This window comes from Desulfitobacterium nosdiversum, assembly GCF_049860565.1.
Classification (GTDB): domain Bacteria; phylum Bacillota; class Desulfitobacteriia; order Desulfitobacteriales; family Desulfitobacteriaceae; genus Desulfitobacterium_A; species Desulfitobacterium_A nosdiversum.
This window is the reverse complement of sequence record NZ_CP172056.1, coordinates 3,415,893-3,440,884: the sequence shown is the minus strand read 5'-3', so window position 1 is coordinate 3,440,884 and position 24,992 is coordinate 3,415,893. Positions and strand designations below refer to the sequence as shown.

Annotated in this window: 26 protein-coding genes and 1 pseudogene; 26 read left to right on the top strand and 1 reads right to left on the bottom strand. The window is 44.4% G+C overall.

What is annotated here, in order from left to right; translation table 11 throughout:
• Window positions 1-5: 5 nt before the first annotated feature.
• Window positions 6-1,049, top strand: a complete 1,044-nt coding sequence (locus tag ACHOLT_RS16775; RefSeq protein ID WP_425802936.1) for an alcohol dehydrogenase — start codon at window positions 6-8, stop codon at window positions 1,047-1,049.
• Window positions 1,050-1,131: 82 nt separating this feature from the next.
• On the opposite strand, the gene ACHOLT_RS16770 is transcribed toward ACHOLT_RS16775, so the two are convergent.
• A complete protein-coding gene (locus ACHOLT_RS16770; protein WP_425802934.1) occupies window positions 1,132-1,701 on the bottom strand; it encodes a class I SAM-dependent methyltransferase in 570 nt (189 codons plus the stop codon).
• Window positions 1,702-1,800: 99 nt separating this feature from the next.
• Between ACHOLT_RS16770 and ACHOLT_RS16765 the strand changes: the two are divergent.
• The 25 genes and pseudogenes from ACHOLT_RS16765 to ACHOLT_RS16645 form a co-directional block, all read left to right on the top strand.
• Window positions 1,801-1,887 (top strand): annotated as a pseudogene (locus ACHOLT_RS16765) (pyridoxamine kinase); the annotation flags it as partial.
• A 358-nt stretch (window positions 1,888-2,245) separates the two neighbouring features.
• The gene (locus tag ACHOLT_RS16760) at window positions 2,246-3,319 is read left to right on the top strand and encodes a sigma-54-dependent Fis family transcriptional regulator (protein ID WP_425802931.1); all 1,074 of its coding nucleotides are present in this window, start codon (window positions 2,246-2,248) and stop codon (window positions 3,317-3,319) included.
• A 2-nt stretch (window positions 3,320-3,321) separates the two neighbouring features.
• Window positions 3,322-4,254 (top strand): sigma-54 interaction domain-containing protein, encoded by a 933-nt coding sequence (locus tag ACHOLT_RS16755; RefSeq protein WP_425802928.1) that lies wholly within the window; start codon window positions 3,322-3,324, stop codon window positions 4,252-4,254.
• 297 nt (window positions 4,255-4,551) lie between these two features.
• Entirely contained in the window at window positions 4,552-6,129 is a 1,578-nt protein-coding gene (locus ACHOLT_RS16750) for a [FeFe] hydrogenase, group A (RefSeq protein WP_425802925.1), read from the top strand.
• Window positions 6,130-6,148: 19 nt separating this feature from the next.
• Window positions 6,149-6,925, top strand: coding sequence for a 4Fe-4S dicluster domain-containing protein (locus ACHOLT_RS16745; RefSeq protein WP_425802922.1), 777 nt, complete (start codon window positions 6,149-6,151; stop codon window positions 6,923-6,925).
• 32 nt (window positions 6,926-6,957) lie between these two features.
• Window positions 6,958-8,139, top strand: a complete 1,182-nt coding sequence (nrfD, locus tag ACHOLT_RS16740) for an NrfD/PsrC family molybdoenzyme membrane anchor subunit (RefSeq protein WP_425802919.1) — start codon at window positions 6,958-6,960, stop codon at window positions 8,137-8,139.
• 338 nt (window positions 8,140-8,477) lie between these two features.
• Window positions 8,478-8,843, top strand: a complete 366-nt coding sequence (locus ACHOLT_RS16735; protein ID WP_425802916.1) for a Lin0512 family protein — start codon at window positions 8,478-8,480, stop codon at window positions 8,841-8,843.
• 141 nt (window positions 8,844-8,984) lie between these two features.
• Window positions 8,985-9,947: a thiamine pyrophosphate-dependent dehydrogenase E1 component subunit alpha gene (locus ACHOLT_RS16730; protein ID WP_425802913.1), complete on the top strand. Its 963-nt coding sequence runs from the start codon at window positions 8,985-8,987 to the stop codon at window positions 9,945-9,947.
• Between the two features lie 19 nt (window positions 9,948-9,966).
• Window positions 9,967-10,938 (top strand): alpha-ketoacid dehydrogenase subunit beta, encoded by a 972-nt coding sequence (locus ACHOLT_RS16725; RefSeq protein ID WP_425802910.1) that lies wholly within the window; start codon window positions 9,967-9,969, stop codon window positions 10,936-10,938.
• A gap of 27 nt (window positions 10,939-10,965) precedes the next feature.
• Window positions 10,966-11,997 carry an ATP-NAD kinase family protein gene (locus ACHOLT_RS16720; protein WP_425802908.1) on the top strand — a complete coding sequence of 344 codons (1,032 nt, stop codon included), beginning with the start codon at window positions 10,966-10,968 and terminating at the stop codon, window positions 11,995-11,997.
• Window positions 11,998-13,194, top strand: coding sequence for a dihydrolipoamide acetyltransferase family protein (locus tag ACHOLT_RS16715; protein ID WP_425802905.1), 1,197 nt, complete (start codon window positions 11,998-12,000; stop codon window positions 13,192-13,194).
• A gap of 39 nt (window positions 13,195-13,233) precedes the next feature.
• A complete protein-coding gene (locus ACHOLT_RS16710; RefSeq protein WP_425802903.1) occupies window positions 13,234-13,578 on the top strand; it encodes a carboxymuconolactone decarboxylase family protein in 345 nt (114 codons plus the stop codon).
• Window positions 13,579-13,603: 25 nt separating this feature from the next.
• On the top strand, window positions 13,604-14,308 hold the full coding sequence (gene lipB, locus ACHOLT_RS16705; RefSeq protein ID WP_425802901.1) for a lipoyl(octanoyl) transferase LipB: 705 nt from the start codon (window positions 13,604-13,606) through the stop codon (window positions 14,306-14,308).
• Entirely contained in the window at window positions 14,301-15,176 is an 876-nt protein-coding gene (gene lipA, locus ACHOLT_RS16700; RefSeq protein WP_425802899.1) for a lipoyl synthase, read from the top strand. The genes lipB and lipA overlap by 8 nt, the downstream gene beginning before the upstream one ends.
• On the top strand, window positions 15,169-15,591 hold the full coding sequence (locus tag ACHOLT_RS16695; RefSeq protein WP_425802897.1) for a glycine cleavage system protein H: 423 nt from the start codon (window positions 15,169-15,171) through the stop codon (window positions 15,589-15,591). Before lipA ends, ACHOLT_RS16695 begins: the two co-directional genes overlap by 8 nt.
• A 22-nt stretch (window positions 15,592-15,613) precedes the next feature.
• Window positions 15,614-17,062 carry an FAD-binding oxidoreductase gene (locus ACHOLT_RS16690; protein WP_425802895.1) on the top strand — a complete coding sequence of 483 codons (1,449 nt, stop codon included), beginning with the start codon at window positions 15,614-15,616 and terminating at the stop codon, window positions 17,060-17,062.
• A 3-nt stretch (window positions 17,063-17,065) separates the two neighbouring features.
• A complete protein-coding gene (locus tag ACHOLT_RS16685) occupies window positions 17,066-18,229 on the top strand; it encodes a (Fe-S)-binding protein (protein ID WP_425802893.1) in 1,164 nt (387 codons plus the stop codon).
• Between the two features lie 36 nt (window positions 18,230-18,265).
• A complete protein-coding gene (locus tag ACHOLT_RS16680) occupies window positions 18,266-18,568 on the top strand; it encodes a DUF6506 family protein (protein WP_425802891.1) in 303 nt (100 codons plus the stop codon).
• Window positions 18,569-18,617: 49 nt separating this feature from the next.
• Entirely contained in the window at window positions 18,618-19,574 is a 957-nt protein-coding gene (locus tag ACHOLT_RS16675; RefSeq protein WP_425802889.1) for a lipoate--protein ligase family protein, read from the top strand.
• Between the two features lie 16 nt (window positions 19,575-19,590).
• Window positions 19,591-20,010, top strand: a complete 420-nt coding sequence (locus ACHOLT_RS16670; RefSeq protein ID WP_425802887.1) for a glycine cleavage system protein H — start codon at window positions 19,591-19,593, stop codon at window positions 20,008-20,010.
• 4 nt (window positions 20,011-20,014) lie between these two features.
• The gene (locus ACHOLT_RS16665) at window positions 20,015-21,112 is read left to right on the top strand and encodes a lipoate--protein ligase (protein ID WP_425802885.1); all 1,098 of its coding nucleotides are present in this window, start codon (window positions 20,015-20,017) and stop codon (window positions 21,110-21,112) included.
• Window positions 21,096-22,160 (top strand): NAD(P)/FAD-dependent oxidoreductase, encoded by a 1,065-nt coding sequence (locus ACHOLT_RS16660; RefSeq protein ID WP_425802883.1) that lies wholly within the window; start codon window positions 21,096-21,098, stop codon window positions 22,158-22,160. Before ACHOLT_RS16665 ends, ACHOLT_RS16660 begins: the two co-directional genes overlap by 17 nt.
• 28 nt (window positions 22,161-22,188) lie before the next feature.
• A complete protein-coding gene (locus tag ACHOLT_RS16655) occupies window positions 22,189-23,223 on the top strand; it encodes a radical SAM protein (RefSeq protein WP_425802881.1) in 1,035 nt (344 codons plus the stop codon).
• A 1-nt stretch (window position 23,224) separates the two neighbouring features.
• Window positions 23,225-24,169, top strand: coding sequence for a radical SAM protein (locus ACHOLT_RS16650; protein ID WP_425802879.1), 945 nt, complete (start codon window positions 23,225-23,227; stop codon window positions 24,167-24,169).
• Window positions 24,166-24,924, top strand: a complete 759-nt coding sequence (locus tag ACHOLT_RS16645) for an MBL fold metallo-hydrolase (RefSeq protein ID WP_425802877.1) — start codon at window positions 24,166-24,168, stop codon at window positions 24,922-24,924. The genes ACHOLT_RS16650 and ACHOLT_RS16645 overlap by 4 nt, the downstream gene beginning before the upstream one ends.
• Window positions 24,925-24,992 lie beyond the last annotated feature (68 nt).

The following is a 24,992-nucleotide window of genomic DNA, read 5'->3' as shown; positions in this document are numbered from 1 at the left end:
GTCTTATGAAAGCATTTGTATATCATGGACCTAATCAAATGAGCCTTGATGACGTACCTAATCCAAAAATTCTTAAACCGACAGATGCAATAGTTAAAGTAACCACATCAACGATTTGCGGAACTGATAAGCATATTAGACATGGCGGAATGCCTGAAGTTGAACCCGGAAGAGTTATCGGACACGAATTTTGCGGAGAAGTTGTCGAAACCGGAGCAGGCGTAAACAAGTTTAAGGTAGGAGATAAGGTCGCTGTTTCTTGCGTTACACAATGTATGGAATGTTATTACTGTAAACGTGGAGAATATTCACATTGTGAAGATGGCAGCTGGATCTTTGGTTATAAGATAGATGGCTGCCAAGCAGATTATGTTAGAGTTCCCTATGCCGATACAGGGATGTATCTCGTTCCCGCCGGTTTAACGGATGAGGATGTATTGTTTGTCGGTGATATACTTTCCACGGGATATTTCGGAGCAGAAAACGGAAATATTCAGTCCGGAGATACGGTAGCGGTATTTGGATCTGGCCCTGTCGGCATGTGTGCTATGGCAACTGCCCGTCTCTGGGGACCGGCAAGGATTGTCGCTGTAGATATAGATCAATCAAGGCTGGATTTTGCCATTAAACAGGGGTGGGCTGATTACGGTCTGAATCCTAATAATGTAGATGTGACCCAGGCTTTAAAAGATATGACAAATGGTCGCGGGGCTGATGTAACAATCGAGGCCAATGGTTTTGAACCCACTTTCAAAGCTGCGATTGACGGTGTTAAAGCGGGAGGGACTGTTTCATTGATTGGTGTCTTTGAAAAGCCTCAGATCTTAGATATGAAGAATTTATGGATCAAAAATATTACGATTAAAATGGGTCTGGTTAATGCCAATCATATTTCCGGGTTAATTGATCTTATTAAAGAAGGCAAACTCAATATGAAACCCCTCATTACCCATACCTTACCGTTATCACAGGTCGCAGAAGGGTATGATATTTTCGAACAACGCCGTGACAATGCGATTAAAGTCGTATTGAAAGGTGATGTAAAATAATATTTATCTAAATATAGTAAAACTAATAGAGAAGCATCTTTTCTTTCAGCGAAAGAAAAGAGGCTTCTCTAATTTAATATAATTAGCAATTTTTTCTCCCAATTCCCCAGCGAAAAATATCATAACCGGATGTTCCCGATTGCTCAATCGTAAAACCGGAACTGTTAATTAGCTTATGAGGTTCTCTTGTTAAATTGCACCCAGATGCAATCTTAGGCCAAAAGGTATTAGCGGCTTTAAACAGCGAAGAAAGATTTTGGTTCTCGGGCAATACATGATCAATGAAAATAAAAATACCGCCAGGCTTCAGTACGCGCAGTACTTCGTTAATTACAATATCCAGTTTTTTTACGCTGTATAAAACAAGAGTCTCAACAACAGTATCAAAAGATTCATCTGGATAAGGAAGATTCTCCGCTTGACCTTTAATGAGTTGTACAGGAAATGGGGCAGCTGTTTTTAATTCAAAACTTGTTTTTTGATCAAGACCTATTAAATTTTTAATTAAAGCAGGGTTATAATACTGAAAATTTACACCTGTACCATAACCGATTTCAAGTACATTCCCATAAGCCTGGAAAATAATATTTTTTCTGATCTCAGTAAGAATTCCTTTTTCAAGAGGCGACATAAAGATATCATAAAAATTCATAAATAACTCCTATCTCGATTTTTTATATTATAGTACAATTTAAAGGGAAAGCGCCAGCTTGCCAGTTAATTATTATATTTATATGGAGAATTTAGTTAAATGAATGAACAAAAAAGAGTACTGGCAATTCATGATATATCGTGTGTAGGAAGATGTTCTCTCACCGTTGCATTGTCGATTCTTTCAGGTTGAGCGAGCAATACCTTATCTCATTAAAAAATTAGGGTTAACATCGAATCCTGTTTTGCCAATGATTTAGTATGTTAAAATAAGAATTGAATACTCAATTAAATAATTTCTTTTTCCCGAAAAGTGTTGGAGGAATTACAGAAGTCTTAAAGAATCTAAAAAATATATATTTTAATAGATAAGCAAGAAATAAGTTGTAATTTGAAGCTAAATCAAGGGGGAGAAACAGAGTTATATCTTGTTAGCTTGACTCTTCATGTTTATGTAGTTTGAGAGATAAAACACAGCTATAACGACTAAGTTTATATGTGTGGAAAAACTCAGGTTCCGATTGAAAACCAGGAGGGAAAAGAACATGATGGTTAATTTTCAATCTTCTTCATCGGAAATAAGCATGGCATGGAATCAATTTATTACGGATGGTATTTCCCAAAATAGAGCAGTTGCCCCTGAGATCATGGAGTCCTGGCAAAGATGTTATAAAGCCGGAGTCAATCCATATGGAGGAAAAGCCTGTCGTGTTTTGAGTTTGACAGAACTCAAGAATTTACTTGCTAAACGGAAAGATATTATTGATATAGCACAGCCCTTTATGCTAAAGCTGTATGAATTTGTAAGGGGTTCTGGGTTCATTGTTATGTTAACGGATGAACGAGGTTATATCATGGAAAATTTCGGCGACGAAGACATCATGGAGAAAGCACAAGAGTTATATTTTACAAAAGGTGCGGATTGGACGGAAGAATCGGTTGGCACGAATGCTATTGGAACCGCTGTTGTTTTGAAAAAACCTATGCAGATTTCTGGGGCTGAACATTATTGTTTAAAGCACCAAGCGTGGACATGTTCAGCGTCCCCGATTTTTAATAAAAGAGGAGAGATGATAGCGATTCTGGATATGTCCGGGCCATTAAACGGGACGCACCTGCATACGCTGGGGATGGTTGTGGCCTCTGTCGAGGCTATAATGGACCAGATGGAGCTACGTGAGAAAAATCGAGAATTGATGATAGCCAATAATCGATTGGTGGATATATTCAAGACGATGTCCGAAGGGGTTATGATCATTAATGAATACGGAATAATTGTGCGGGTAAACCCTGTAGCGGAACAAATTTTTGGGAATCCAGCTCACGATTTAGTAGGTAAAGGGATTAAACAAATTCTGGGCAGGGATGCACAGGGAATAGAGAAAAGTATTGGGCGACAAGAATCCTTTAATGATCTTGAGGTTATGGTAGATACCGCAGATGGGCGGATTCATTGCTTATCATCAGGGGTTCCCATTGAAGATAACGGGATATCAACAGGTGCAGTCATTATGGTTCGTCCTATGGAAAAGGTACAAAAGCTGGTCAACCGTTTTAGTGGTGCTCAAGCTGTATTTCATTTCAAAGATGTTATTGGCAAAAGCCAGGAGAAATGGTGAACGTGATTCGTGTAGCATCTCTGGCTGCTGTTGGTGAAGCTAATATATTATTAGAGGGCGAAAGCGGAACGGGCAAAGAGGTATTAGCCCAAGCTATTCATAATCGCAGTCCACGCCGGAAAGGACCTTTTGTAGCAGTTAATTGCGGAGCTATCCCACGAGAGTTGATAGGAAGCGAAATATTCGGCTATACGGATGGAGCATTTACCGGGGCAAAACGTGGAGGAAGACCGGGCAAATTTGAACTTGCAGCCAAAGGGACTCTCTTTTTGGACGAAATAGGGGATATGCCCCTAGAGCAACAGGTTGCATTGCTGCGCGTCCTTCAGGACAAAAAGATTTCTCGTATTGGTGACGATAAGATTATCCCGGTGGATTTTCGGGTTATTTGTGCTACAAACAAGAATTTAGAGGAAGAGGTTGATAAAGGAAATTTTCGTAAAGATCTATATTATCGGATTAATGTAGTCAAAATTACGATACCTCCATTGCGTGAGCGACCAGAGGATATTCATGAATTATTTGACCATTTCATGACGGCTATTGGCGGAGAAAAGGTTAAAACTGTTGACCCTCAGGTTATCGAAGCTTTAATACGTTATTACTGGCCGGGTAATGTACGTGAATTACAGAATGTGGTAGAGCGGATTATGAGTATGGTCGATTGTGATTTTATAGGTTTGGAGCATTTGCCGCCCTCTATTATTAAATCAAATGAAAACAGGATACAACCGTATTCATTGTCAGCAGCTCGGGAAAGCCAAGTTTACACGGCACGAGAGAAAAGAAAGATACTTCAGGCGGAAAGTGAGTACCGAGAATTAATGACTTGTTTAAGTAAATATGGGGGGAATATCAGCGAGATAGCAAAAGAAATGGGAATTTCACGAAATACGGTTTACCGAAAAATGAGACAATATCATATTGATTATTAAATAGGTTATACCTTTTACATCAATGTCACATAAATGAAATATGAATGTGACATTGATATTACACATTATAGAAATTGGAAACTTTACTAAAACGATAAAACATATAAAAGTTAGTTTGTAAACCACCTAATGGGTGGTTTTTTTGTGTTAATCTAAACTTCTTCTAAACTTTTGAATTGGCATAATGTTTGCATTATTCATATCTGGGACCTGATTTACAAGGAAGGAGCGAATGCACTTGTGATAGAGAGGATTATCACAAATAAAAATTTGTATATTTGAGAAGGAGGTAAACTCATGGCAGGCAAATCAGGACAAGAAAAAAATCTGTCCAGACGGTCTTTCCTTAAATTTGTGGGAGGAGCAAGTCTAGCGGGTGTCACACTAAACTTGGCTGGTTGCGGTGAACCGCTTACAGCAGACAAAGCTGTTGGTGGAAAAGGCTGGATGCCAACACAATACAATATACCCGGGAGCTGGCCAACCAGTGTTCGCGGCCGCGTTCCAATTGATTCAGTAAACCCCTCAATTATTAGAGATGACCAAAAATGTATTCTTTGTGGTCAATGTATTGAAGTATGTAAAAATATTCAATCCGTGTATGGAAATTACGAGCTGCCGATTAAAAACGAAATTGTTTGTGTCCATTGTGGACAATGTACTCAATGGTGTCCTACCGGAGCCATTTCCGAACGGGATGATAGTGATAAAGTACTTAAAGCTATCGCAGATCCGAATATCACAGTTGTAGTTCAGACTGCACCGGCTACTCGTATTGGTCTCGGTGAAGAATTCGGCATGCCGGTTGGAACTAATGTTCAGGGTAAACAAGCTGCTGCCTTGAGAAAATTAGGATTTGATTCAATTTTTGATACTATTTTTACAGCGGACCTAACCATTATGGAAGAAGGTACTGAACTTGTTAAACGGGTTAAAGGTGAATTGAAAAAACCTATTCCTCAGCTGACATCATGTTGCCCGGGTTGGGTTAAATTTGTTGAATATTTTTATCCTGATCTTATTCCTAATTTATCATCAGCAAAGTCTCCTCAGCAGATGGAAGGAGCTTTAATTAAAACCTATTTTGCTGAAAAGAAAAAAGCAGACCCCAAAAAGATCTTTTCAGTATCCATCATGCCTTGCACAGCGAAGAAATTTGAATGTAAACGACCTGAAATGGTCTCAGCCAGTAAAAATATAAAAGACAGTAATGTTTCACCCGATGTGGATGTAGTTCTAACAACAAGAGAACTGGCCAGAATGATCAAGAGAGCGGGTATCGATTTCGTTTCTCTTCCTGACGACCCGTACGATCAACTGATGGGTTCCGGATCAGGTGCAGGGGTAATTTTCGGTACCACCGGCGGTGTCATGGAAGCTGCAGTTCGTTCTGCCTATTATCTTATCACTGGGCAGCAGCCCCCTTCAGCACTTTGGGATTTAACACCTGTAAGAGGAATGCAGGGGGTTAAAGAGGCAAAAGTTAATATTCCCGGTGTTGGTGATGTAAAGGTAGCTGTTATTTCCGGTCTGGCCAATGCCAGAACGGTTATGGATCAGGTTAGAGCAGGTCATGCTCCATGGGCGTTCATTGAAGTCATGGCTTGTCCCGGAGGCTGTCAATATGGCGGCGGACAACCCCGTTCATCGGCTCCTCCTTCGGACGAAGTCCGAAATAAACGGGCTGAATCTTTATACAATATTGATGCTAATGCAAAATTGCGCAATAGCCATGATAATCCCGAAATTAAACAAATCTATGCAGATTTCTTAACCACTCCTATGAGCGAAAAAGCGGAAGAACTTCTGCATACAAAATATACTTCTAGGGCTGCAGAGCTTGTTGCTAAAAAGTCTGGAAGCCAATTATCTTAAGTTCAGGGGGTGAAAGAAGATGGCAAAGGGAGTACTCGTAGATATACCGAAATGCATAGGATGTGAAAGTTGTACGGTAGCCTGCAAATTATGGAATGAACTGGAATGGGATCCGCAGGAAAAGGCTAAAACAGCTGCAGACAGAGCTAAGGAGCCCAACAAAGGATTATGGCCTGAAGAATGGACCTCCATTAATCGTTATGAGTTGCAGACGAAAGAATCAACAGTTTGGAGATTTGTCAAAACGCAATGTTTTCACTGTGAAGAGCCTGCCTGTGTCTCCGCTTGTTTTTCCAAGGCAATCCAGAAGCTTCCTCAGGGACCGGTCATCTATGATCAGAATCTGTGCGTAGGTTGCCGTTACTGCATAATGGCTTGTCCATTTGACATCCTGAGATACGAATGGAAGAAAGCCATTCCTGGAGTAAGGAAATGCCAGATGTGTCCGACAAGAGTAGCCAACAACCAAGAACCGGCATGTGTCGCAGCGTGCCCGACGGGAGCCATAACCTTTGGGGACAGAGACCAATTGCTGGCAGAAGCGAAAAAGAGAATCCAAGAAAACGGTTATATAGATAGAGTATTTGGAGAAAAAGAAGGAGGGGGAACATCCTGGCTTTATATTTCGGATACACCATTTGAACAGATGAGATTCAGAACGGATGTGACAACTAAGCCGTTGCCTTCTTACACAGAGAAATATATGAAAATCACACCCTTTGTGGGAATAGGCTGGGCAGCTATATTGGCGGGATTATATGTTTATTTTAATAAAAAAAAGGGACCTCTTGATTAATACAGCAAAAAATTTGAATGGAGGGAAAATATATGGAAACTGCTCGGAAGAGATGGAGTTTTAGAATAACTCCCATGAGACTGGTGTTTATGGCCATAGCCGCCGTAGCCATAGCCGTTATCCTGGTACGTTTTGTATCAGGCCTGGGAGCGACAACCAACCTAAACGACCAGTGGCCATGGGGACTGTGGATCGCATTTGACGTACTGTTAGGGGTAGCCCTGGCAGGAGGCGGATATGGAGTAGCCCTTATCGTGTACGTATTACGCCGGGATCAGTTTTATCCAATAGCCAGAAGTACAATGCTGACGTCATTATTAGGGTATGTAATCGTAGTGCTCGGGTTATTGATTGAAGTAGGGCAATGGTTCAACTTCTGGAGACCCTATGTATCATGGGGACATGCCAGCGTATTGTTTGAAGTTTTCTGGTGTATTTCCATGTATACTATTATTCAGATCTTGGAATTCGGCGAAATAGGAACTGAGACAGTATTTAAAGGTTTCCACAAATACCTGAAGAAAGCAATGCCTGTTCTGCTGGTCATCGGTATTACTCTGCCGACCCTGCACCAATCCTCGTTGGGCGGCCTTTTTTACCTCATGGTAGGCAAAGAAAATCCGCTTTGGTGGTCAGTGTTGCTGCCGCCGTTCTTCCTGTTATCCTCATTTTTTGTCGGGCCAGGAATGATTATTATCGAAAGCAGTCTCACCGGGAAGGCATTCGATCATCATGTCGATATCTCTGTCTTAAGAGGGTTGGTCAGAATATCGGGTGGAGCAATGCTCTTGTATTTGCTCTTAAAGCTCGTGGATATGGCAGTAAAAGGAACCTTTCCTAATGTTTTTGCCTTTGATTTCCCTAGCATCATGTTTCTGATCGAATTGTTTTTTGGTGTAATAATACCCATCATCATAGCCTTTAGTTCCATGTCCGGCACTCGCAAAGGCCTGCTCTGGTTTGGAATACTGGATGTAGCCGGAGTAATTCTAAACAGGTTTAACGTATTGTTCACAGGAATGGGAAAATATCTGAATCAATACGGCGGACATTATTTCCCCGCTTGGACAGAGATTATAGTAAGCTTAGGACTTATATCAATCGCTTGTTTAATATATCTGTTCATCGTAGAAAACTTCAATATTATCAATCATAGTGGATCAGAATCTATGAATGGTGATATGACCGGAGAGAAGATTACGCTTTCAGCGTAAGCCCCACTCAATCTTAAAAATCTCCTTATATATGTCACATCAATGTAACATATATGACATAAGAATGTGACATCGATATTACACGCAGAGTATTAAACGAGGAAAGATCCATAAAAAGATAGCTTAAAAACCACCTAATGGGTGGTTTTTTTGTCCGATTAAATTATTTTAAAAGGTACTGAGCTTATGCAAATAAGCATGGATGCCTTCATGTACTAAAAAGAACTTTCGTAAAAAATTTTTGCGATTTGAATTGGCATAATGTTTGCATTATTCATAACTATGAAGCCGATTAGAATATTAAATTGAGCTTCATTTACAAGAAAGGAGCGAATATTGTGAGTCTGCAGCGCTATATTGTCGAAATTGGTACTGGGGCTGATTTGCATGGAGGAGATGTAACCAAAGCCGCGCAAAAGGCTATTAAGGATGCCGTATCTCATAGCTGCCTATGCGGATTATTTGACATTATGGGAATTCAAAATCCCAATGAGATGGTCATTAAGGTTAAAGTAGCTTGTCCTTATCCGGAAAAGCTGAATCATGAAGAAGTTTTAAAAGCTGTGCCATTCGGTTCAACACAGTTGGAAACTGTCCCAGGAGGGCTTACGGTACGTGGATTGGATTTGCCGGAACTGGGAGAAGGGGACACGATCGTGGTGGCTGTTGCAGCCTTAACCGTTTATGTTAATACGAAAAACTGAGCCGCTTAAAACCTGGGAATCCTATACGATTTCCGAAAGGCGGAGAAAGGAGGCGTTGATAACCAGCAAATATAAGAGGGCCACGATCCTGTTAGCCAAACCTTAGAAGTATCCCAATCAATAAATAAGGAGGAAACCTAAATGGATCTCAAAAAAGAACAATTACTGGACATGTACAAGAAAATGTGTACGATTAGGGCCTTTGAGTCAAAGATTGTAGAAATCTTTGCAGCAGGAAAAATCCCAGGGTTTGTTCACTTGTATCTCGGAGAGGAAGCGGTTGCAACCGGTGTTTGCGCTAATCTGGAAACAAAGGATTATATCGCAAGTACTCACAGGGGACATGGTCATTTGATCGCCAAAGGCGGGGATTTGAAATTGATGATGGCCGAAGTATTTGGGAGAACCACGGGATATTGCAAAGGTAAAGGCGGTTCTATGCACATCGCCGATGTAGATTTAGGAATATTGGGGGCAAATGGTATCGTTGGTGCGGGTATGCCGATTGCTACCGGTGCTGCATTTGCCTGTAAATATAAGAACACGGGTGCGGTAGCCGTCGCCTTTTTCGGAGACGGCGCATCCGACCGTGCGACTTTCCATGAATCCTTAAATTTGGCCTCAACCTGGAAGCTGCCGGTTGTTTTCCTTTGTGAAAATAATGGCTGGGCTATTTCGAATTCGCAAAAGACCCACCAAAATATTACCGATATTTCTGACCGGGCCAGTGGTTATGGTATCCCCGGCGTTTCTGTTGACGGTAATGATGTCGTCGCTGTCTATGAGGCTGCAGGTGCTGCCATCGAACGGGCAAGAAAAGGGGACGGCCCGACTTTAATCGAGTGCAAAACATGGAGACATCGCGGACATTTCGAAGGTGATCCCGGTGCTTATAAAGATCCCAAGGACCAAGAAGAATGGCTGAAAAAAGACCCTATTCCAAGATTAGAAAAGAATCTGCTCAAACTCAACTATGCCACCCAAGATGAGCTGAATAAGATTAAGGCTGAAACTGAAGCGGAAATCGAAGAAGCGGTTAAATTCGCTGAAGCGAGCCCTCAGCCAGATCCTAAAGAACTCTTTACAGATGTTTATGCAGATTAATTAAGGAAGGGTGAAAAAAATGAAACAAATGACTTATGCTGAAGCCATTAGAGATGGAATGCGGGTAGAGATGCAAAGAGACCCGAACGTTTACTTAGCGGGTGAGGATGTAGCCCAATTCGGCGGTTGTTTTGGGGTTACCGGCACGTTATATGACGAGTTCGGACCAAAACGGGTTTTAAATACGCCGATCAGCGAAGCAGCAATTGTCGGGCATGCGGTAGGTGCTGCCGCCGCCGGACTGAGACCTATTGCTGAGATCATGTTTGTGGATTTTATGGGTTGCTGTATGGATGAACTTTTTAACCAGGCCGCTAAAATGCGCTATATGTTTGGCGGGAAAGCAAAAGTTCCGATGGTCGTTCGGACACCATGCGGAGCAGGGATGGGGGCAGCAGCCCAGCACTCACAGAGTATAGAATCATGGTTTACGCATATTCCCGGGATTAAGACGGTTATGCCGTCGACTCCTGCAGATGCTAAAGGCTTAATGGCTGCAGCAGTTCGGGATGATAATCCAGTCGTATACATCGAGCATAAACAATTGCTGGGTGTTTCCGGAGACGTACCGGAAGGTGAATACGTGGTTCCGCTTGGCAAAGCGGATATTAAACGCGAAGGCTCCGATATTACCATTGTAGCTTGGTCATGGATGATTCAAAAAGCGTTGGCAGCTGCCGAACAGCTAGCAGGAAAAGGGATTAATGCCGAAGTTATTGATCCCCGCACCCTTATTCCGCTAGACAAGGATGCCATATTAAAATCGGTATCTAAAACCGGTAAATTGCTTATCGTCCATGAAGAAGTGAAAACAAGCGGCTTCGCAGGCGAAATTGCTGCGATTGTTGCTGATGAAGGCTTTGATTATCTTGATGCTCCTATTAAGAGAGTCACAGCCCCGGATACTCCTATTCCGTTTAGCCCTGTTCTGGAAGCTGCTTATATTCCGAGTGAGGAAAAAATTGTTAAGGCAGTAGAGGAAATGTTCTAAGACTTTTTACCGTAGGGAGGGCGCAGCATGGCTTCTGTTGGAATTATAGCTAATCCGGCTTCAGGCAAAGATATTCGGCGTTTGGTGGCTTACGGTATTTGCTTTGATAACCTGGAAAAGGTCAATATTGTTAAGCGCTGCCTGCTGGCGTTAGCTGCCACTGGTGTGGATCGGGTTATGTACATGCCTGACTATTATGGAATTGTTCCCCGGGCTGTTGAGGGATTATCCAAAGATCATCAATTACCGATAGATATTGTGGAAGCGGATATTGAAATGACAGGAACTCAAATTGACTCTGCCCATGCTGCCCTCAAGATGAATCAGGCAGGAATCGGTTGCATTATCACATTGGGCGGAGATGGGACGAACCGCATGGTGGCTAAAAATTGCGGGGATATTCCTCTCCTGCCTATTTCCACAGGAACGAATAACGTCTTCCCGCAAATGGTGGAAGGGACCATCGCCGGTTTAGCCGCGGGAGTAGTGGCACGTGGTTTGGCTGACTTCCCCGCTGTACACCCGACAAAGAAAATCGTCGTTCTGAAAAACGGTAAACCTGTGGATATGGCTCTGATTGATGCGGTTGTTCTTAAAGATATATTTATCGGATCGAGAGCAATTTGGGATGAAGAGCGCATTCGGAAAGTGGTTGTTACACGAGGTGAACCGGACAATATCGGAATATCATCGATTGCCGGCAATTTGCATCCGATCGGGATAACGGAAGACAAAGGGATGGCCATTGATATCGGTCCTGGAAACATAAGTTTGATTACACCGATTGCACCGGGTTTAATCAGACCTATAAAAGTTGCGGATTACAAAATTTTAGAGATCGGTGAAGAGGTAAAAGGAGAAACGGGACCTTTGGTCATCGCTCTTGACGGGGAAAGAGAAGTTGAGGTAGGCGAAGGGGAGGAAGCCTCGTTTAAGCTGACCTTCGACGGACCGCGGGTGGTGGATCCCCGGCAGGCTTTACGCCAAGCTGTGGCTAAAGGCTATTCTCAAGGTGAACAGGCACTTGGAAAATTACACTGGCTTAAGGAGGAAAACTAGATGGCAACAGCAATTTCAATGCCCAAACTAGGCCTGGCCATGAAAACCGGGACTGTGGGCAAGTGGCTTAAACAAGAGGGAGACAGTATCAAAAAAGGGGAAGCCTTGGTCGAAGTCATGACCGATAAAATTACGAATAAGGTCGAGTCTCCGGCTGAGGGAATTCTTTTAAAAATTGTTGCGGCGAAAGGAACTAAGCTTCCAGTAGGCGGACTAATGGGAGCTATTGGCGAAGCGGGCGAAGATATCTCAGCAATTTTAGCTGCGGGCCCGGTGGTTGAAGGTGCAGCGGAACCCAAAGGTAAAGCAAAGGCAGCGGCTTCGGATGGAGGAGTAAAATCAGCATCTCCGGATGGAAAAGTGAAAATTTCCCCTGCGGCCCGTAAGCTTGCTGAAGAGAATGGAATCGATTATACCCTTGTCAGCGGTACAGGACCCGAAGGAAGGATTACCAGGGAAGATGTTGAAAAAGCCATTGAAGAAGGGGTGGGTTCAGCAGATGATCGTCCTACGCTGAAAGTAATGCCTTACGAGGGCATGAGAAGAGCTATCGGCGAAAATATGCTGGCCAGCTGGACTTCGAATGCCAAAGTAACCCATCATGTCAGCGTTGATATGTCTGGAATACTTGCCCTTCGCAGAAAAATCAACGAAGGGCTTAAAGATAAAGATAGAATTTCAGTTACGGCGCTGTTGACCAAAGCAGTAGCCCGGGCGATTGAAATCAATCCAAGTGTCAATATGACTCTGGATGGCGACGAAATCAAAACTCTCCAGGAAATCAATATTGGGATGGCTGTAGCTGTTCCCGATGGACTGATCGTACCTGTTATTCGAAAGGCAAATGAGAAAAAACTCACCCAGTTGAACGAGGAAATTAAAGATCTGGCTAAACGCGGCCGCAGGAATAAACTCAACGTGGATGAAATGAACGGCGCGACCTTTACCATTACCAATCTAGGGGGGTATGGTTCGGTAGATTGGTTTACGCCGATTATCAATCCGCCGGAGGCTGCAATTTTAGGAGTGGGCAGAACGGTGGATAAACCCGTCGTTGTTGGAGGCGAGGTTGTTGTTCACCCAATGATGGGACTTTCCCTATCATTTGATCATCGTATCCTTGATGGTGCCCCGGCAGCAGAATGGCTGGCTGTTCTTATTCAACTGATTGAAAATCCCCAAAAAATATTTATCTAAAATAAATAAAGTTTATTCAATTTCAAGGAGGAATACGCAATGGCAAAGGATCCTAATGAATTATTGACCGATATGTTTTCCGGAATAGCGGCAGTGGGCGAGGAAAATCCCGAACTCAACGCAGCCTTTGTCCAGATGGATCAAGCGGCTTATGTTGAAGGTGAATTGGAACGCAAATATAAAGAGCTTATGGGTTTAGCGATTGCCTTATATGCAAGATGCGAATATTGTATTACCCTTCATGTCAAAAATGCTTTGAATGAAGGGGCCAATCGAGATGAAATTCTCGAAACAGCTTCAGTCGCTGTAGCTTTTGGCGGATCTCCATCTATGGCGTATGCGGCAACAACGCTAATGAATGCTTTGAATGAATTTGAAGACTAAAATTTGAGGATGAGGGGGGGATGGTATGACCAGGAAAGGATATTGTTTGGAATTAGGCACCGAGGAATACGGAGAGATTTTTACGCTGCAGCAGGAGCTTAACCAAGCACGCAGAAACGAAATCATACCGGATATCGTCATTTTTCTGGAACATCATCCCTGCTTTACCATCGGAAGACGCGGAGGCTTCGATCATATTCTCGTCAGTAAAGCATTTCTGGAGGAACAAGGGATCAAAGTCTATGAAACAGACCGGGGAGGGGATATCACTTACCATGGTCCCGGCCAATTGGTTTGTTACCCTATTCTGGATCTGACGGGTTTTGAACGTGATGTCCATTTATATGCCCGCCGGATGGAAGAAACATTGATTAGAACCCTTAATACTTTCGGTATTGCTGCGGGGCGCAAAAAAGAATATCCCGGGGTATGGGTAGGATCCGCTAAGATCGCTGCCGAGGGCATTGCGGTTCAGCATTGGGTCACGATGCATGGTGTAGCCCTGAATATTTCTCCAGACTTAAACCATTTTTCATTTATTATTCCCTGCGGTATTTCGGCTTCAAGCTTGGGAGTGACTTCGATGGAAAAAATTCTTGGCCATACTGTTGATTTTGCTCAAGTGAGAAAAGAAATGCGTCATCAGTTGAGTGAAGTCATGGATCTGGAATTGGAAGATGTAACTCTGAAAAACGTTAAGGACATGTTAGAAGGTGCATGCAATGAATAGACCGGATTGGCTGACGATTGAAGCCCCAAGTCCAGAAAAATTGGACAGTATGAAAAAGTTATTGGATGCAGGACATCTCCATACGGTTTGTGAAGGGGCGGACTGTCCAAACATTGGCGAATGTTTTGCGCATAAAACGTGTACCTTTATGATCCTCGGAGATGTATGTTCACGTAATTGCCGGTTTTGTGCGGTCACTCATGGACGGCCGGTGCCCGTTGATCCCGAGGAACCTCAAGGTGTCGCCTTAACCGCTCGGCAGCTGAATTTGCGTCATGTGGTCGTTACATCAGTGACAAGAGATGATCTGGCTGACGGCGGAGCGGGACATTTTGCGGATACAATCAGGGCGATTCGCCAAGCGATGCCTGATATCACCGTTGAAGTTCTTATTCCTGATTTCAGGGGAAAGAAGGAAGCCCTGCAGAGGGTGGTTGATGCCCATCCTGATGTGATCAATCACAATGTGGAAACGATTCCCCGTCTGTATTCGACGGTTAGACCTCAGGCCATTTATGAACGTTCGCTGGAGTTGCTGCAAAGGGTGAGTGCATCGGGAATATTATCTAAATCAGGACTCATGCTTGGATTGGGAGAAACGACAGATGAAGTGCTGAAGGTTATGGAGGACTTGCGAGCTGCCCGTTGCGACATGCTGACTCTTGGTCAATATTTAAGTCCCTCACCTGCTCATCATCCCGTAATTGAATATATTCATCCCAAGACCTTTGATTGGCTTAAGCAAGAAGCCTGTAACATGGGTTTTCTGGAGGTTAATGCCGGGCCTTTGGTTCGGAGTTCTTATCATGCAGCCCGTGCCCTTTCCAGTATTGATGAGAGAAGAAAGGGGATAAAGATCCATGGCTAAAGTGGATAAATATGATATGCCGGATGACCTCTATTACACGACTGATCATGCCTGGGTAAAAATAGAAGGTCAGCAGGTACGTGTAGGGGTAACGGATTTTATGCAGCAGCTGGCAGGCAATATTACGTTTGTGAGAGTACCCCGGGCCGGCAAGGATTTTGAAGCCGGAAAAACGCTTTGCTCCATGCAATCCGGTAAATGGGCCGGAAAAATAACCATGCCCATTGCCGGAAAAGTTGTTGATGCAAATAAGGACTTAGCTTCGGCACCCAAACCCTTAAACGATGATCCCTATGGACAGGGCTGGATTGCCGTTATCGAACCGACGAATATGGCTGACGTTCAAGCCAATTTGCTTTATGGCGATAAAGCCATCGCATTTTTAAAAGAGGAAATTGCCAAACATCCTCAATAAGCCAGGTAAGGGGGAATAATGGGTGAATACCGAAATTATTCAAGAAATCCTGGATCAATACGGGGACCGTGCGACAAATTCAATATTTGAAAGATCGTTTTATACCCGTGATTTGGCCCCGGTACCCGAATTGCTGGTCGGGCCTCTATTTAGGACTTTGCCGGATATAGTCATTCGTCCAGAGAGCACGGAAGAAGTTGCTGGAATCATGAAGACTGCCTTTAAACACAATGTTCCAGTGACTCCCCGCGCCGGCGGTTCGACGGTTTATTTCAATTCAGTGCCGATCCATAAAGGAATTTTAATGGATCTGAACGTGTTAAAAGGAGTTGCTGCTGTAGACGAGACAGCCATGACGGTTACGGTCAAACCCGCGACAACCTGGATCGAATTAGACCGTTATTTAAGTACTAAAGGCTTAGCTCCCAAATCGTTTCCGAGCAGTACGCCGGCAGCTACTATTGGGGGCTGGTTTTGTATGATGGGTTATGGGATCGGAAGCCTGAAATATGGCAGCCTTCTTTCTCAAGTCCGGTCGATTGAAGTGGTAACGCCTGAAGGTGAAGTCCTTCATCTAACCAAGGAAACACAACCTTCTTTAGATTGGTATGCCGCTTCGGAAGGAACTCTGGGAGTTGTTACACAGCTTGAAGTAGAAGTTAGAAGACGGAATGACATGAAACATTTTTTGCTTCAATTTGCCAGTCCCGCAGAGCTGCGGACAGCGATGCAAGCGATTATCAAGGCAGCAGAAGTTCCTTTCAATATGCACTTTACCGATCAAGAATGTCTAAAAGGAATGAATGCGCTTGGAATTGCACCGGGAGGCTTAACGGAAGGCTATCTTCTTGCAGTTGACTATGAAGGTTCAGAGCAGGAATTGGAGCTGGCTCGGACGATTATTCAATCCATCGCGGAGAAAACTCAATCGGTTACGCTTCTGCAAAATGAAACCGCAGAGCTGGAATGGGAAGAAAAATTTAAAGCGATGAGACTCAAAAGAGGCGGCCCTTCGCTATTAGGAGCGGAAATTTGGCTTCCGATCAAGAATCTGCCGGAATACCTTGCTGATGTTCAGAAAATGTCCCGCAGCTACAATTTAGATCTATTCTCTTACGGGCATGTTGTTACTCCGGAATATGCGACAGTCATGACGACCTTTAATGCGGATGAACTGTATACCATAAGATATATTATCAATCTCAGTCTGGTTAAGAAGCTTCATGATATCGGCTATCACTATGGAGGCTGCCCATACGGCATCGGGTTATGGAACGCGCCGATGGTGGGACGGATTCACGAGTCTTCCGAACTCAATAAACTTAAAAAAATTAAGAGTGACCTTGATCCAAAAGGAATTATGAATCCAGGGAAAGTTTATCGCGCACCTTTTATCTTAAATCCGTTTAACTATACTTTAGCCATGGATGTTCTGGCCGGCATAAGAAAAGTATTGGGGAAGGGGTGGTAACCGATGAGCCAAGAGACAGAAAATCTGTACACGACCCTGGAAAAGGAATCTCTGATCTGTGCCCGCTGCGGTTACTGCCGTACGGATTGTCCAACATACAAGGTTATCGGCTGGGAATCGGCAAGTCCGCGTGGCAAGGTGAGCCTCAGCCGTGAGATTTTTGCCCATAAAAAGCAAGGTGATCTTCCCGAAGATTTTGTGCAGAGAATTTCACAATGCACCTTGTGCGGAGCCTGCTCTGTGGCCTGTTCAACAACGATTGATCTGCGCACGTTATGGCTGGACCTGCGCAAACGCATTGCGGAATCAGGGAAAGAGCCTAAGGCTTATAAAAAACTCCGGGATACTTTAGAAACCAATAAAAATATCACGAATTTCAGTAATGACGACCGGCTGGAGTGGGCTCAGGATTTGGATGAGCCTGAATCGTTAGAGCCGCGCTCCGGAGCTGATGTATGTTATTTCGTGGGGTGTGTTTCCTCCTTCTTTCCGCAGGCGGCGGAAGTCCCGCTGGCGACAGCGGAAATTTTGACTAAAGCTGGATGCGACTTTACGACGATGGGCGGGGAAGAATGGTGCTGTGGATTTCCTTTGCTTGGAGCAGGCTTTGTCAACGATGCTCAGAAATTTATCCGCCATAACGTCGAAAAAATTAAGGAAATGGGGATTCATACTTTAATTGCCAGTTGTCCCTCCTGCTATCATGTGTGGAAACATGACAGCGCGGAAGCTCTGAAGGGTTATGACCTGGAAATCATGCACACGACGGAATATTTAGCGCATTTAATTAAAGAAGGAAAAATCGAACTCAATGAACTGGATGAAGTAGTCACGTATCACGATCCTTGTGATTTAGGGAGAAACAGCGGAATTTATGATGCACCTCGTGAAATCATTAATAGTATCCCCGGCATCAAGTTCGTAGAAATGGCGCATAACAAAGAATATTCGTTATGCTGCGGCGGGGGAGGAAATCTTCAGAGCGTCGATCCCGAGAATGCAGCGAAGATAGCCGCTCTTCGCGTCGAAGAGATCCAGGCAACAGGTGCAACCATTGTGGTTTCAGCCTGTCAGCAATGTGAACAGATGTTGACTGCCGCGATCCAAAAAGCAAATCTGCCCATCCGAGTATTGGATATCAGCCAATTGATCTTAGAAGCCCTGTAGTATTATTCATTTTAATAAGGCTAGGAGTAGATTGATATGAAATTAAAGGCAGCCTTTATTTTTATTGCCCCAGAGGCAGATTATCAAAAAAACAGAGCCGTCGTAGAGACTCCCCAAGTGGATTTGACCATAGTAGGGGTTAAGGATTATGCTATGGCCTCAACCGCGGCCAAAGAACTTGTGAATGAGGGAATTGGGGCTATTGAATTATGCGGAGGCTTTGGGATTATCGGTACCGCTGAGGTGAAAAAAGCAGTGGGTGCTAAGGCCGTTGTAGGGGTCGTACGTTTTGACAATCATCCCGGACTGAGCTTCAAGAGCGGGGACGAGGTGTTTTAGTCATACGTTAGGAATAGGGAACTAAAGATTTTGGCGGGAGGTTGCTTGAGTGGACTTGTATGACCTAGGGGAAGTGAGCTGGTGGGAGTCGCAATGCTTTTATCATGCCATGGCTTACCTGGGGCGGGAAGGGGTAATCCTTTGCTATCCTTCATCCCCGTATGTTTGCTTAGGACTGCATGATGACTTGGATCAGGAAATAAACAGGGAGTATTGTGAACGGCAAAGTATCCCGTTATTCAGGCGTGAGACCGGCGGCGGCGTAGTTTATCTCGACAACCGGCAGGTATTTTTTCAGCTTGTAATGAGACGGGATAATCCATGCTTACCCTTGCGGCGAACCCGTTACTATGAGCAATTTTTACAACCGGCTATTTCTGCATACCGTTACTTTGGCCTCCCGGCAAAACTTAAACCTCCTGCAGACATTGCGGCAGAAGGACGTAAATGTTCCGGAAATGCGAGCGGAGATATCGGCATGTGTACAGCTTATGTCGGTAATATTTTATTGGATTTTGACTATACCATCATGAGCAACATCTTAAAAGTACCCAACAGCCAATTCCGTGAGTATTTACGTCAAGCTATGCAATCCAATATGACAACGCTGAAGGATTGGGTCAATTTCCCGGTAGCATATGCTGATATCGCAGCTCTGCTTGTTGAAGGATTTAAAAGACAATGGGGTGACCTAGAGGCCAGGACGCCGGATCATGAAATAATAAATAAAGCTAAGGAAATCTACATGAGGATGAGTGCTGAAGAATGGCTGGAAATGCCCGGCAGAAAAAATTCAGAACGAAAAATCAAAATTGCCGAAGATGTTTTTTTGCTGGAAAGGAAAATGGGCTCAGACAGGAGTTTAGTAGTCTTGCTGCGCAATGGAAAGGTAGATCAAATACAAATTTACAACAAGTCGAATAGTTTCCCCTCACGGGTTGATTCTTTAATCGGATGTGAATGGAATGAAGAATTACTTACCGGAATAACAGGTGAAGCTACTTAGACGGGGAGGTATGGAGATGGCCTTAGAATATGCAATACCTGAAAACTTATTTTATGATACGCATGATTTTTGGGTTAAAGTTACAGGCGGAGAGGCTATTATTGGACTTTCTGATTATGGGCAAAGCAATACCGGCGATGTCCTCTATTTGGAGCTTCCTCACGAGGGAGAGATCATTAATAGGGGCGATAAGCTGGGATCGATTGAATCCGGAAAGTGGGTAGGCAATCTGATTGCGCCTTTATCGGGAACGATTATGGAGACCAATAACGATGCTGTTATTCATCCGCGCAAGGTTAATGCCGACGCTTATGGAGAAGGCTGGATGTGCAGGATTAAGTTAAGCAATTCTGACGAACTCAAATTATTGATGACTTCGAAGGGATATACAGATTGGATTGTTGAACAAGAAAATAATGAAGAGAGGATAGGGTAGAACTATGGGAACCCATTGGCGGTTATTAGATACCGGATCAATCTCGGCAGCTCGCAATATGGCACTCGATCAGGTCATTCTGAATGCTCGCAGTTCCAATCAGGTTCCTAATACGGTTCGTTTTCTCCAGTTTTCACCTCATTGCGTCCTGGTCGGTTATCATCAATCGGTTGAACTTGAAATTGAAGAACATTATTGTCATGAACAGGGTATTGAGATAAACCGGCGCATTACAGGAGGGGGTAATCTGTACTGGGATGAGTCCCAGCTTGGATGGGAAATCTATGCCCCGAAGAATACACCGGGTATCCCCCAACGGCTTGAGAATATGTACCGGCTAATGTGTGAAGGGGTAGTTGTTGGCTTAGAGCGCCTTGGCGTAAAAGCCCATTTTCGTCCAACCAATGATATTGAAGTCGGGGGCCGCAAGATTTCGGGCACAGGGGGGACCGAAATGGGGGACATCTTCCTCTATCAGGGGACTCTTTTAACCGATTTTGATGTGGACACGATGCTCAGTGCTTTGAAGCTGCCGATCAAGAAGCTTGAGGACAAACACGTCTCTTCCTTTAAACAAAGAGTAACCTGTTTAAAGGAGGTTCTCGGGTATCTTCCCCCCATAGAAGAAATCAAAGCGGCACTCACTGCGGGTATTTCCGAAGTTTTGGGCATCACCTTGGAACCGGGTGCTCTTACGGAAACTGAACAGAAAAGCTTAGATAAAGAACAGATTCGCTTCCAGTCAGAAGAGTGGATCAGAGGAATGAGAACGATACCGCAAGCGAATGACCTGCGCATGGCAGAGCACAAAACCCGCGGAGGATTGATCCGCGTTTCCCTCCGCTTGGATGTGGATCGTCAGTGCATTAAAAGTGCATTTATAACCGGAGATTTTTTTGCATATCCTTCGAGGAGTATTATGGACCTTGAAGCTGCGCTCAAAAATTCATCTTCACAGCCGGCTGAAATTGCCAAAACGGTCAACCAATTCTTTATTGACCATCAAGTGAGTATACCCGGAGTTGAAGCCGATGATTTTTGCCAGGCCCTTTGTTTGGCGTGCGGCAAGGCGGGTGAGAGCAGTAATGCAGAAGAATTATGATCTGGTTGTTGTTGGTGCCGGACCGGCCGGAGCCAGCGCCGCTCGGGCCGCATCCAGGTTCGGCCTCCATGTCCTTCTCATTGATGCGAGCAGTCATCCGGAAAGTCCTGTGCAATGTGCGGAGTTTGTCCCCCGTGAAGTGAAAAAGTATGTTCAACTTGTTCCGGGAGCGGTTGTTCAAGATATCCAGAGCATGGATCTTTATATCGATGAAAAACGGGTTTCTTCTTTAGCCAGTTCAGGATATATGCTGAATCGAGAAGTATTTGACAAAAGTTTGGTTGATCGTGCTGTCGCCGCAGGAACTAAGTTTTGGCCCGGTACAAAGGCGATAGCCAGAACGGATTCGGGTTTAAAGGTAAGCAGAAAAGGACAGGACGAGTATATTCAGGCTAAAATAATTATTGGCGCCGATGGACCACGCTCAACAGTGGGTCAGTGGATGAAAAGTGAAAACCAAAAATATATGGCGGCGATCCAATATAATTTGCCTTTAAGTTATCATCAGAAATCCATCGATATTTATTTTAAACCGGAATATGAAGGCGGTTATGCCTGGTTTTTTCCAAAAGGCGAACGAGCCAATGTGGGAGTCGGGGTAAGCCTTTCACATAAAGATAAACTGCCGCAGCTTATGCATGAGTTTATCGACGACCTAGCAGCTTCGGGCAAAATATCGGGTACTCAACCTGCTGCAAAAACGGGCGGCTTAGCACCTGTTGGAGGCCCTTTAGCCATTACGCAAGCCGGCAATATGCTTCTGACGGGTGATGCCGGCGGGTATACCCATCCGGTAACTGCCGGAGGAATAATGACGGCTATTGTTACAGGGGAGATTGCCGGAAAGTGTGCGGCGCAGGCGATAGTCAATCATGATGCAGGATTGTTAGCCCAGTATCCGGAGCAGTGGAAATCATTACTCGGCGGATTTCTTGATCGGGCTGCTCGGAAGAGAAAAGATATGGATAATCATTGGACAGCGCATAGAGAACAGTTCGAGGCATTAATTAAGCGAACATGGATTGGAGCAAGTGAGGTTGGTTCCTAATCTGTTTAAAACAAGGGGAGGAGAAATTATGCAGTCGGTTCAAGAAAGCCCTCAATTTGTACAAACCAGTCTGGCGGGTGCCCTGTGCTTAGGGTTGGAAAAAGGGCGCTTTATGCCTAAAGCAGAATGTAAATGTCTTAACCTTCTGCTGACGTATGGCAGTGGCTGCAGAGCATCCTGCAGTTATTGCGGACTGGCTAAAAACCGTCAGGAGGAACCTTCAAAAACCTTTATTCGGGTCAAATGGCCGGTTTATACTCTGACGAAAATTATGGAGCGAGTCAAAACAGAGCATCATCCCTTTAAAAGAGTATGTGTATCGATGATTACACATGGGCGTGCAGTAGAGGATACCTGCAAGATTATCAGCCAGGTTCGCAAAAATACGCAGTTGCCGGTCAGTATCTTAATCGCACCGACGGTGATGAAAGGCAAGCAGGATCTGGCCCGATTTAAAGCGGCCGGAGCCGATCGAGTGGGAGTGGCTATTGATGCCGCTACTGAAGAATTATTCGTTCAGCATCGAGGGGCAGGAGTGGGCGGGCCTCACCGCTGGGAGCATTTTTGGAATACCTTAGCCGATGCGGTAGAAATCTTTGGACCATATCAAGTAGGAGTGCACTTGATTGTCGGTTTAGGCGAGACCGAAGCCGAGATTGTCAATACAATATCTGAAGCCTACAAAATGGGCGCGTTGACTCATCTGTTTTCCTTTTATCCCGAGAATGGCAGTTTGATGCAGAATTGTCTTCCGCCTGAATTAGGACAATACCGGCGGGTACAGATGGCGCGGTATTTAATAAATGAAGGTCTTGCTGAAGTTAACGACTTTCATTTTTCACCCGAAGGTCAAATTGTGGACTTTGGGCAGGATATAATGCCTTCTATTCAAAAAGGAGAAGCCTTTATGACTTCCGGATGTCCGGGTGAAGACGGCCAAGTCGCCTGCAACCGCCCCTTTGGCAATGAACGGGCCAGCGAACCGATGCGTAATTATCCATTTCTTCCCGAGGAAGAGGACATTAAAATAATTCTCCCGCAGGTATGGGACGGGGTTAAGTAAGATGGCAGAGATAAGTGCTGTAAAAGAAGCCTGGGAGATCCGGCAGCGGTTCAAGCCGGAGATATGGTTTTCGGCTCCGGGTGCCAAGCATTATGAAAACCGCTATTATGCAAACCACCATCACTCGTTTGTTAATATAAGCGTTACGGGCGAGGCTTGTGCCTGCCGATGCGATCATTGCAACGGCAAACTTCTGCAGAGTATGGTTGGAACACCTACTCCTCTTGAAATGCGTCGGGTGGTCGATCAGCTTCTGGATAAAGACTGCCGGGGCATACTTGTCAGCGGGGGAGCGAATTCTCAAGGAGAGGTTCCATTGCTGGCTTTTATGGATTCGATCGCCTATGCCAGCCAAAAAGGCCTAAAAGTATTGGTTCACAGCGGGATTATTAGTCGCGAAACGGCTCTGGGTTTAAAAGCTGCCGGTGTAGATCAGGTATTGCTGGATGTGATTGGCGATCAGGATACGATTCATCAGGTTTACCACCTCAATCAAAGACCTGAGGATTATCTGCGAGCCATGCTCTTTTGCCGCGAAGCGGATTTAAACATAGCTCCCCATGTCGTTATAGGATTGCACTATGGTCAAATTCGGGGAGAAATGAAGGCTTTAGAGATGATTCGGGAAGCTTGGCCGGAAACCATTGTGCTGGTTATCTTAACTCCTTCATGCGGGACCGCGATGGAAGGGTTGCAGCCTCCAAACCTAGCAGACGTGGGGGAGGTTATTGCCAAAGCCCGACTCACGAATCCCAATATTCCTATAACCTTGGGCTGTGCAAGACCCTCTGGTCAATATAAACGACAGGTTGAGATCCTAGCAGTTGATTGCGGAGTTAATGGCATGGCCTATCCGGATGAGGAAACGGTTATCTATGCTCGAAGCAAAGGTTTGCAAACCATGTTTACTGAAGAATGCTGCAGCCTGATTGCACGGAACGTATGAAGATAAAAACTATAACCACTGCAAGGCATGATACCGATAACCTGATCCTCCGTGATGTTCCCGTTAATTCCACAATCGTGGATATTCCTGATTTTGGTTTGACAATTATTGATACAGGGTCCCCTGATAATTCGGATCTAAAGGAAGAATTAGAGGATTTAGGCTATACCCCCGATGACTTCAGACTAGTCATTAATACCCATTTGCATGTGGATCATATAGGAGGGAACCCCCTCTTTCGTAATGCCAGAATACTTATCAGCCGTAAGGAACTTGATTTTGAAGTTGATTTGGCCCGACTATTAAAGGAAAGCTTAGATCCCTTGGCAGCGTTACATTCTTTAGGGCGTTACAAAGAAGAAAATTCAAGCGAACTTGCACAGCAGCTTATAAATCTCGTCAATGAATATCCTGCAGCGGCGTGGATCGGCGATTGGAATCATATTGGGTTTTTCGAGGATGAGCCCAAGCTGCCCGAGGGAATGTCTTTTTTACAGGCCCCTGGACACTCGGTCGATAGCCGAGCCGTGTTGCTCAAAGGCAAAACACGCATAGCAATAGCGGCCGGAGATGCGCTATATCATCGCGATCTGTGGAAGAAAGATCTAATGTCTGCCCTTCACTATAATGCCCGCCAGTTTCAGCATAATGCTGAGAAAATTGCTCATTTTCCGTATGTTATTATACCGGGTCATGATCATGCGTTTGATAACCTGACGGGTGAATACCTGTTTGATAGCGAGATCGTAATATAAGTGCTGTACAAATCCACTTTGACTCAAGAATAATACAAAAAATGGATTAGAGCATCTGCTGAGCAAGC

Excerpts from the sequence above, each read along its gene's own strand:
- ACHOLT_RS16670 (WP_425802887.1), top strand. The coding sequence starts at position 19,591 with ATGGCCTTAGAATATGCAATACCTGAAAACTTATTTTATGATACGCAT.
- ACHOLT_RS16695 (WP_425802897.1), top strand. The coding sequence starts at position 15,169 with ATGGCTAAAGTGGATAAATATGATATGCCGGATGACCTCTATTACACG.
- ACHOLT_RS16775 (WP_425802936.1), top strand. The coding sequence starts at position 6 with ATGAAAGCATTTGTATATCATGGACCTAATCAAATGAGCCTTGATGAC.
- ACHOLT_RS16680 (WP_425802891.1), top strand. The coding sequence starts at position 18,266 with ATGAAATTAAAGGCAGCCTTTATTTTTATTGCCCCAGAGGCAGATTAT.
- ACHOLT_RS16655 (WP_425802881.1), top strand. The coding sequence starts at position 22,189 with ATGCAGTCGGTTCAAGAAAGCCCTCAATTTGTACAAACCAGTCTGGCG.
- ACHOLT_RS16685 (WP_425802893.1), top strand. The coding sequence starts at position 17,066 with ATGAGCCAAGAGACAGAAAATCTGTACACGACCCTGGAAAAGGAATCT.
- lipA (WP_425802899.1), top strand. The coding sequence starts at position 14,301 with ATGAATAGACCGGATTGGCTGACGATTGAAGCCCCAAGTCCAGAAAAA.
- ACHOLT_RS16725 (WP_425802910.1), top strand. The coding sequence starts at position 9,967 with ATGAAACAAATGACTTATGCTGAAGCCATTAGAGATGGAATGCGGGTA.
- ACHOLT_RS16720 (WP_425802908.1), top strand. The coding sequence starts at position 10,966 with ATGGCTTCTGTTGGAATTATAGCTAATCCGGCTTCAGGCAAAGATATT.
- lipB (WP_425802901.1), top strand. The coding sequence starts at position 13,604 with ATGACCAGGAAAGGATATTGTTTGGAATTAGGCACCGAGGAATACGGA.
- ACHOLT_RS16770 (WP_425802934.1), bottom strand. The coding sequence starts at position 1,701 with ATGAATTTTTATGATATCTTTATGTCGCCTCTTGAAAAAGGAATTCTT.
- nrfD (WP_425802919.1), top strand. The coding sequence starts at position 6,958 with ATGGAAACTGCTCGGAAGAGATGGAGTTTTAGAATAACTCCCATGAGA.
- ACHOLT_RS16745 (WP_425802922.1), top strand. The coding sequence starts at position 6,149 with ATGGCAAAGGGAGTACTCGTAGATATACCGAAATGCATAGGATGTGAA.
- ACHOLT_RS16645 (WP_425802877.1), top strand. The coding sequence starts at position 24,166 with ATGAAGATAAAAACTATAACCACTGCAAGGCATGATACCGATAACCTG.
- ACHOLT_RS16715 (WP_425802905.1), top strand. The coding sequence starts at position 11,998 with ATGGCAACAGCAATTTCAATGCCCAAACTAGGCCTGGCCATGAAAACC.
- ACHOLT_RS16650 (WP_425802879.1), top strand. The coding sequence starts at position 23,225 with ATGGCAGAGATAAGTGCTGTAAAAGAAGCCTGGGAGATCCGGCAGCGG.
- ACHOLT_RS16730 (WP_425802913.1), top strand. The coding sequence starts at position 8,985 with ATGGATCTCAAAAAAGAACAATTACTGGACATGTACAAGAAAATGTGT.
- ACHOLT_RS16710 (WP_425802903.1), top strand. The coding sequence starts at position 13,234 with ATGGCAAAGGATCCTAATGAATTATTGACCGATATGTTTTCCGGAATA.
- ACHOLT_RS16660 (WP_425802883.1), top strand. The coding sequence starts at position 21,096 with ATGCAGAAGAATTATGATCTGGTTGTTGTTGGTGCCGGACCGGCCGGA.
- ACHOLT_RS16750 (WP_425802925.1), top strand. The coding sequence starts at position 4,552 with ATGGCAGGCAAATCAGGACAAGAAAAAAATCTGTCCAGACGGTCTTTC.
- ACHOLT_RS16760 (WP_425802931.1), top strand. The coding sequence starts at position 2,246 with ATGATGGTTAATTTTCAATCTTCTTCATCGGAAATAAGCATGGCATGG.
- ACHOLT_RS16665 (WP_425802885.1), top strand. The coding sequence starts at position 20,015 with ATGGGAACCCATTGGCGGTTATTAGATACCGGATCAATCTCGGCAGCT.